The organism is Mycobacterium sp., from assembly GCF_047975165.1.
GTDB lineage: Bacteria > Actinomycetota > Actinomycetes > Mycobacteriales > Mycobacteriaceae > Mycobacterium.
Genome location: NZ_JBKECZ010000078.1, coordinates 1 through 7,297, shown reverse-complemented (window position 1 = coordinate 7,297; position 7,297 = coordinate 1). Strand labels below are relative to the sequence as shown.

Genomic DNA, 7,297 nt, shown 5'->3' with positions numbered 1-7,297 from the left:
TTCCGCACAACAGCTCTCCCGTTGCCTATTGTCATTGGACAGACGTTGGGAAGGTGAAGCCAGGTGCAGGTGCTGCTTACCGACGCCGCGGGTGCCGTCGGGCGGATGGTCGCCTCCCGGTTGATCGCAGCCGGGCACACCGTCCGGGGTGTCGGCGGGTACCCGCACGAAAGTCTTGATCCCGAGGTCGAGTTCGTGTGCGCAGAGCTGCACGATCCGGTCCTGCACGAATTGGCCGCCGATACCGACGTGGTGATACATCTCGCCGCTGTCGACCCCGGAGTACCGGGTGCCGCCGGCGTCACCGGTGTCGCATACGTCGCAAACGTCGCGGCCCGCGCGGGGGCCCGGCTGCTGTTCGTGTCCCAGGCGGCAGGACGGACCGAGCCCCGACAACAGGCCGAGACGCTGGTATTCACCGGGTGGGCCCCGAGCCTGGTGATCCGGATCGCGCCGCCGCTGGGAGGTCAGCTCGACTGGATGGTGTGCCGCACAGTGGCGGCACTGATGCGCACCAGGGTGACGGATCGACCGATGCGGGTGCTGCATCTGGAGGACCTGGCCGGATTCCTGGTGACAGCTGCCGGTACCGACCGGACCGGGGTCGTGGACCTCGCCACCCCGGACACCACCAATGTGGTCACCGCCTGGCGGGCGATCCGAACACTCGCGCCGCGGCTGCGCCTGCGCGGTGTGCGCGGCTGGGACAATCTGATTCCGGACCTGGATCTTACTGCGCTGCAAGAGGATTGGAAGTTCGAATGCGGCTGGCGGGCGCATGACGCGGCGATCGACACCGGTCGGGGCCTGGTGGGGAGCAAACTGACTCCCGGGGGCGCCATCGCCGGGTCGGCCCATCTGCGGTTGCCGATGGGCCGACGGCTCGGCGGTTCCCGCGGGCCGGCGGCTATTTGGCCGGCAGCCCTGTTGCGTAGTCCGCACCCCGGTCGACCCAGCTTTGCAGCTGACGTTTCGTCTTGACGCCGTCGCCCGCGACCCGCACCCAGCCCCGCACTTCCCGGCCCGACATCACCATCGGGCTGACGTGGTCGCGGGCCAGGAGCTTGTCGGTATCGGCCGGCGGCACCCGCACCATCAGTCCGCCTCCGCCCATGACGCAGACGGCCAGGTGCCCGCCTATCAGGAACGCCAGGCCACCGAACATCTGCTTCTCGTCGACGCCGGGTCGCCGCGCAAACAGCTCCCGGGTCCGGTTCGCCAGCTCGTCGTCATAGGCCACGCCGTACGTCAATCCAGATCGACGCGGACCGTCAGCAACTCGGTGCCCATGGTCCGCACGCCCACGCCGTTGAGTCGCGGCAACGCGTTCAACCGCTCCCAGGGGTCGTCCTCGGGCATCAGGTGCGCGGTCCCGGTCCGCCACTGACCGCCAATGCGCACCCGCACGGCGGGATTGGCCTTGATGTTGTAGACGTAGTCGGAATGTTCGCCATGTTCGGAGACCATCCAGAACTGGTTGTTCACCACACGTCCGCCCACCGCGGTGCGGCGCGGCTGCCCGGACTTGCGGCCGATGGTCTCCAGCATGGTTCCGGGCAGTTGCCTGCCCAGCGGGTTGACGATCAGTCGCTGGACGCGGTGCACTACGTCGCGTTTGAGGCTCACGCCCCCATTCAACCCCGCCATGCCATGCCATGCCAGTACGGCCGGGACGCGGGCGGCGGTCGGGCTAGTCGGCGGCCAGGGTTTGCGCCGTGGTGATCGCCTGGGCGACCCCGGAGATGATCGCGGCGACTTTGAGTGCCTCGAAGATTTCTTCGCGGCCCACACCCTCTTTGCGGAGGGTCTGTTCGTGGGCGGCCAGGCAGTGCGCACACCCGTTGACCGAGGACACCGCGAACGACCACAGCTCGAAATCGGCCTTGTCCACACCCGGATTGCCGATGATGTTCATCCGCAGCCCCGCCGGCAGGTCGTCGTAGCGGCCGTCGAGGTAGCCGCGCCCGCGATAGAACACATTGTTCATCCCCATGATGGCCGCCGCCCCCAGGGACGCCTGGTAGGCCTGCGGTGACATGCGGTCGGCCGCCTCGGCGCCGATTTCGGTCAGCACCTGGGCGTTTCGGGTGGCCGCCGCGGTCGCCAGCAGCGTGCCCCACAGCCGTTCACCGTCGAGCAGCGTGCTGCGGGTGATCGATCCCAGGTTGAGCTTGAGATCTTTGGCGTATGCGGGCAGGGCAGCTTTGAGGTTGTAAATACTCATCGCAACTCATCGCCCCTCATTGCCGCTCGTCGCATCATCCGATCCGGCCCGCGGGCTAGACCGAGGCTTTGAGCAGTTCCCCGGCGTTGAGCGTGGGGTCGCCCTTGCGCCAGTTGCAGGCACACAACTCGTCGGATTGCAGTGCGTCCAGGACCCGCAGCACCTCGTCGACGTTGCGGCCGACGGATCCGGCGGTCACCGACGCGAATTGGATCTCGTTGTTGGGGTCGACGATGAAGGTCACCCGGTCGGCCACACCGCCGTCGTTGAGTGCGCCGGTCGCCTCGACCAGTTCCCGCTTGATATCGGAGAGCATCGGGAAGGGCAGCGTCTTGAGGTCCTCGTGCTGGGCGCGCCACTGGAAGTGTACGAACTCGCTGTCGATGGACGCCCCGAGCACCTGCGCGTCGCGGTCGGCAAACTCGTCGTTCAGCTTGCCGAACGCGGCGATCTCGGTGGGGCAGACGAACGTGAAGTCCTTGGGCCAGAAGAACACGACGCGCCATTTGCCCGGGTGGTCGTCGCTGGTGATGGTGGTGAAGTAGTCCTCGGGTTGCTGGGCATCGACCTGGGAAAGGTCACCGCCGATCAGCGCGGTGAGGCTGTACGACGGAAATTGGTCGCCAATGGTCAACAGGGCCATGCCCGCTCCTTAAAATCTTCCGAAAAAGTCAACTCTGGTTATCGCCTCCATGTTGCCCCGCACCCCGCGTGAAGTAAAGGTGATTTATGGCACTATATTAATAGTCATGTCCGATAAGAGTTTTCAACCGACGCTGGCCGGGTTGCGGACCTTCGTCGCGGTGGCCGAGAAGCGGCATTTCGGTAGTGCGGCAACACTTCTCGGTGTCAGTCAATCGACGCTGTCTCAAGCCCTGGCAACCCTGGAGTCGGGTCTGGGTGTGCACCTGCTTGAGCGCTCGACGCGCCGGGTATTCCTGACCGATGAAGGCGCCCAGCTGCTGCCCTTCGCCCAGGCCGTCATCGACGCCGCCGATGCCTTTTCCGCCGCTGTCGCCGGGGCCACCGATCCACTGCGCGGGCGCCTGCGGCTGGGCATCATCCCGACCGTCGCGCCCTACGTGCTGCCGACGATTCTGACTCGATTGGCGCACGACCTGCCGGATCTGGCCCTGCAGGTGATCGAGGATCAGACTCACCGGTTGCTCACGCTGTTGCGCGAGGGCGCCCTGGAAGCCGCTCTGCTCGCATTGCCTGCCGGCGGAGCCGGTCTGGTGGAAATCCCGATCTACACCGAGGATTTCGTCCTGGCGTTGCCACCCGGCCATCGCTTGTCGGGCAAGCGAGGGGTGCCGGCGGCGGCCCTGGCCGAGTTGCCGCTGCTGCTCCTCGACGAGGGCCACTGCCTGCGCGACCAGACCCTGGACATCTGCGCGAAGGCCAGTGCGGCGGTCGAGCTGGTCGACACCCGGGCGGCATCGCTGGCAACCGCGGTGCAATGCGTCACCGGCGGGCTGGGTGTCACGCTGATTCCGCAGAGTGCCGCCCCGGTCGAGGCGGCACGCACCCGGCTGGGGCTGGCGAGCTTCGCCGCTCCTCGTCCGGGCCGCAGCATCGGTCTGGTGTTTCGCGCTACCAGCGGGCGCGACGAGCCCTACCGCCGGCTCGCTCAGCTCATCGGGGGAGCGATCGCCGCCGAACACCAGGTGCGTTTGACAAGCAGCGGGTAGGGGACCGTCCTGTAGGTTCGGCTGCCCCCTGCCCCCTGCCCCGTGCCCCGTGCCCCGTGCCCCGTGCCCCGTGCCCCGGCAGCCCGGTATGCGGCGTTATGGTTCAGCCGTGCTGCTGATCGAAGACGAGAACCGGGTGCGGACCCTCACGCTGAACCGGCCGGACGCCCTCAACGCCTTCAACGAAGCCCTCTACGACGCCACCGCCGATGCCCTGCTGGCCGCCGCCGAGGATCCCGAGGTCGCCGTCGTGCTGCTCACCGGCGCGGGACGTGGCTTCAGCGCCGGCACGGACCTGGCCGAAATGACGGCGCGCATCTCCGATCCGGACTTCCAGGAGGGCAGACACGGATTCCCGGGGCTCATCGAGGCACTCGCCGCGTTCCCCAAGCCGCTCGTCTGCGCGGTGAACGGGGTCGGGCTGGGTATCGGCGCGACCATTCTCGGCTACGCCGACCTGGCCTTCATGTCGTCCACCGCACGGCTCAAATGTCCCTTCACCAGCCTGGGGGTGGCCCCGGAGGCGGCGTCGTCGTATCTGCTGCCGCAGTTGATCGGCCGGCAGAACGCGGCCTGGCTGTTGATGTCCTCGGAGTGGGTCGATGCCCGGGAGGCCCTGCGCATGGGGCTGGTGTGGCGGGTCTGCGAACCCGGGGATCTGCTAGCCGAAGCCCGACGGCATGCCGAGGTCCTTGGCGCCCGGCCGATTTCGAGCCTGATGGCGGTCAAGCACACGATGATCGAACCGCTGCGCGGCGAGATCGCGGCGGCGACGGCCCGGGAGAACGCCCACTTCGCCGAGTTGATGGGCGCCCAGGCCAACGCCGCGGCGCTGGCCGAGTTCAGCGAGCGGAAGCGGAGTTAGCCGACCGCGGGGACGGGATCGCGCTCGGACCTCGCGGCCAGGATCGCGCGCAGGTTGCGCCGACAGCGCCCGCAGTCGCCACCGGCACCGCAGGCGTCGGCGATTTCCCGGGATGTGGACGCGCCCTGTGCCACCGCGTCGCAGACGGTTTGATTGGTGGCTCCCACACACAGGCACACGTACATCAGCGCGGACCCGTCACATCCTGGCGAATGACCGCAATGAGCCCGGAGAGGCCGGGGAAGTCACGGAAGTCACGGAAGTCACGGAAGTCACGGAAGTCACGGAAGTCAGGGATCGCGGTTTCCAGCGAGGCAACCGATTGAATGAGCCTCATATTAGCGGAGTCTAACCTAAGTTAGTTAGTGGAGTCTATCCTAATCTCAGACACGCCGGGTGAGCGCTGCCACCATTTCGGCCCGCTGCCGTCGCGAACAGGACTGCCCCGATTACCCGCCGCTGCACTAGATTCGAAGGTGGCACACACAACTGTGCCGCCACACCGCAGGTGCGCTCCAGCCCAGCCCTCCTGTGGTTTCACTTGACGGCATTTTCCAGGAGGGATCATGCAAGGGGAACCGGAAGTTCTACGGCTGCTCAATGAACAGCTGACCGCCGAACTCACTGCCATCAACCAGTACTTTCTGCACTCGAAGATGCAGGAGAACTGGGGATTCACCGAGCTGGCGCAGCACACTCGGGAAGAATCCTTCGACGAGATGCGGCACGCGGAAGCGATCACCGATCGCATCCTGCTGCTCGACGGTCTGCCGAACTACCAGCGTATCTTCTCGTTGCGTATCGGCCAGACGCTGCGCGAACAGTTCGAAGCCGATCTGGCCATCGAATACGACGTCCTGGACCGGCTCAAGCCGGGTGTCATCATGTGCCGGGAAAAACAGGACACCACCAGTGCCACCCTGCTGGAGAAGATCATCGCCGACGAGGAATCCCACATCGACTACCTGGAAACCCAACTGGAGCTGATGGACAAACTGGGCGAGGAGCTCTACTCCGCACAGTGCGTCTCCCGCCCGCCCAGCTGACGGCAACCCGCCTCGGAGGGCATCGGGCCGGATCGGTTTCGAGGGCGCCCAGGGGTGCCCAGGAGCGGCTTGCGGCCGAATTCGCGCACCGCTTCTCCACCGAGCACACGGCGCTGCGTGACGACGAGGACTTCTGGCGCCGGGCCGCCGCGCACTTCTCCGACGAGCTGCTGGCCGACCTGGCCATCTCATGCGCGCTGTGGGTCGGGATGGGGCGAATGCGGCGGACGCTGGACATCGAGCAAGCGTGTGTGCTGACACTGCCCGCGCGAGCCTGAGCGCTATCGCGGCGTGGGCCGGCGACGCCGTGAGCCTGATAGCAGCGGTGCACCGACGACTCCCAGGAAGTTCACAGCAATTGATCGTTGCGAAAATCACAGACGAATAGTTTTGTGTATTGACTCACTCGATACAATCAAGATCGAATCGGTGCACGTACACCGACGTCGTGGGGTTCACCATTGCATAACCAAGCCGCGTCACCGGGCAAAATGGCCGATCCAGCGACGTGAGGTATGCGCGGTCTGGCCACGCAGGAGTGGAGAGTCATGTCGTATCTAGTTGTTTCGTCTGATGTGTTGTCGGCTGCCGCGCAGCAGATTTCGAGCCTCAGCGCGGTGTTGGATGAGGCTAATGCTGCTGCTGCGTCGGTGACGACATCGTTGGCGGGTGCGGGGGCGGATGAGGTGTCGGCGGCGGTGGCTGCGGTGTTCGGCGAGTTCGGCGTGGCCTATCAGGGTGTGGCCGCGCAGGTGGCGGGGTTCCAGCAGACGTTTTCGGAGTCGCTGGCGGGTGCGGGGTCGTTGTATTCCGGTGCGGAGGCGTTGTCGGCGGAGACGATGGTCGATCAGGTTTTCGCGCCGATCAACGAGCCGTTTGTGACCTATACCGGGCGGCCGCTGGTCGGTGACGGGGCGGATGGGACTGCCGGCAGTGTCAACGGTGGTGCCGGGGGCTGGTTGTACGGCAACGGCGGTGCAGGGTATTCCCAGACCGAGGCGGGTGCTGCCGGTGGTGTGGGCGGTGCGGCGAGCCTGTGGGGCAACGGCGGCGCCGGGGGCGCCGGGGGTGCCGGTGGGGCCGGGGGTGCCGGCGGTAATGCGGGCTGGTTGTACGGCGAAGGTGGCGGCGGGGGTGTCGGGGGTGCGGGGAATGTGGGTGGGGCCGGCGGGCATGGCTGGTTGTTCGGCCGCGGTGGGGCCGGGGGTGTCGGGGGTGCCGGGGGTATGGGGGGTGCCGGCGGTGACGCGGGCTTGCTGTACGGGTTGGGTGGTGCCGGGGGTGCGGGGACCGTGGGCGGCAATGGGGGTCAGGGGTTGCTGCGGGGGTCCGGTGGCGCCTGCGGTGCCGGGGCCACCGACGGCCACGGTGGTGTCGGCGGTGACGGCGGGTTCTTCTATGGCGATGGTGGGGCCGGGGGTGCCGGCGGCAATGGTGGGGCGGGCGGTAATTCGTGGCTGCTGGGTGCCGG

The 7,297-nt window shown here is 66.9% G+C and carries 10 protein-coding genes and 2 pseudogenes; 6 read left to right on the top strand and 6 right to left on the bottom strand.

Annotation, left to right across the window (positions count from 1 at the left end; genetic code table 11):
- Nucleotides 1–63: 63 nt before the first annotated feature.
- A pseudogene (locus ACK5M9_RS08220) lies at nucleotides 64–873 on the top strand (NAD-dependent epimerase/dehydratase family protein); the annotation flags it as partial.
- 34 nt (nucleotides 874–907) lie between these two features.
- Here ACK5M9_RS08220 and ACK5M9_RS08215 read toward each other — a convergent pair.
- The 4 genes from ACK5M9_RS08215 to ACK5M9_RS08200 are packed head-to-tail and all read right to left on the bottom strand — an operon-like array spanning nucleotide 908 to nucleotide 2,867.
- Nucleotides 908–1,240 (bottom strand): TfoX/Sxy family protein, encoded by a 333-nt coding sequence (locus tag ACK5M9_RS08215; protein WP_416892679.1) that lies wholly within the window; start codon nucleotides 1,238–1,240, stop codon nucleotides 908–910.
- 8 nt (nucleotides 1,241–1,248) lie between these two features.
- On the bottom strand, nucleotides 1,249–1,647 hold the full coding sequence (locus ACK5M9_RS08210) for a nitroreductase family deazaflavin-dependent oxidoreductase (RefSeq protein ID WP_416892678.1): 399 nt from the start codon (nucleotides 1,645–1,647) through the stop codon (nucleotides 1,249–1,251).
- A gap of 43 nt (nucleotides 1,648–1,690) precedes the next feature.
- On the bottom strand, nucleotides 1,691–2,224 hold the full coding sequence (locus ACK5M9_RS08205) for an alkyl hydroperoxide reductase (RefSeq protein ID WP_416892677.1): 534 nt from the start codon (nucleotides 2,222–2,224) through the stop codon (nucleotides 1,691–1,693).
- A gap of 55 nt (nucleotides 2,225–2,279) precedes the next feature.
- Complete coding sequence (locus ACK5M9_RS08200; protein ID WP_416892676.1) at nucleotides 2,280–2,867, bottom strand: peroxiredoxin; 588 nt, start codon at nucleotides 2,865–2,867, stop codon at nucleotides 2,280–2,282.
- A 106-nt stretch (nucleotides 2,868–2,973) separates the two neighbouring features.
- Here ACK5M9_RS08200 and ACK5M9_RS08195 point away from each other — a divergent pair, with 106 nt between their 5' ends.
- Nucleotides 2,974–3,915, top strand: a complete 942-nt coding sequence (locus ACK5M9_RS08195) for a hydrogen peroxide-inducible genes activator (protein WP_416892675.1) — start codon at nucleotides 2,974–2,976, stop codon at nucleotides 3,913–3,915.
- A 109-nt stretch (nucleotides 3,916–4,024) separates the two neighbouring features.
- Nucleotides 4,025–4,780: an enoyl-CoA hydratase/isomerase family protein gene (locus ACK5M9_RS08190; RefSeq protein ID WP_416892674.1), complete on the top strand. Its 756-nt coding sequence runs from the start codon at nucleotides 4,025–4,027 to the stop codon at nucleotides 4,778–4,780.
- Here ACK5M9_RS08190 and ACK5M9_RS08185 read toward each other — a convergent pair.
- Nucleotides 4,777–4,965, bottom strand: a complete 189-nt coding sequence (locus tag ACK5M9_RS08185) for a (2Fe-2S)-binding protein (protein WP_416892673.1) — start codon at nucleotides 4,963–4,965, stop codon at nucleotides 4,777–4,779. The genes ACK5M9_RS08190 and ACK5M9_RS08185 overlap by 4 nt on opposite strands.
- Nucleotides 4,965–5,117, bottom strand: coding sequence for a hypothetical protein (locus tag ACK5M9_RS08180; protein ID WP_416892672.1), 153 nt, complete (start codon nucleotides 5,115–5,117; stop codon nucleotides 4,965–4,967). The genes ACK5M9_RS08185 and ACK5M9_RS08180 overlap by 1 nt, the downstream gene beginning before the upstream one ends.
- A 229-nt stretch (nucleotides 5,118–5,346) precedes the next feature.
- Between ACK5M9_RS08180 and bfr the strand changes: the two genes are divergently transcribed.
- The 3 genes and pseudogenes from bfr to ACK5M9_RS08165 all read left to right on the top strand — a co-directional run.
- Nucleotides 5,347–5,826 carry a bacterioferritin gene (gene bfr, locus ACK5M9_RS08175; protein WP_416892671.1) on the top strand — a complete coding sequence of 160 codons (480 nt, stop codon included), beginning with the start codon at nucleotides 5,347–5,349 and terminating at the stop codon, nucleotides 5,824–5,826.
- A gap of 59 nt (nucleotides 5,827–5,885) precedes the next feature.
- Nucleotides 5,886–6,104, top strand: a pseudogene (locus ACK5M9_RS08170) (carboxymuconolactone decarboxylase family protein); the annotation flags it as partial.
- A gap of 270 nt (nucleotides 6,105–6,374) precedes the next feature.
- A partial coding sequence (locus ACK5M9_RS08165; RefSeq protein WP_416892670.1) for a PE family protein occupies nucleotides 6,375–7,297 on the top strand: 923 nt, incomplete at its 3' end.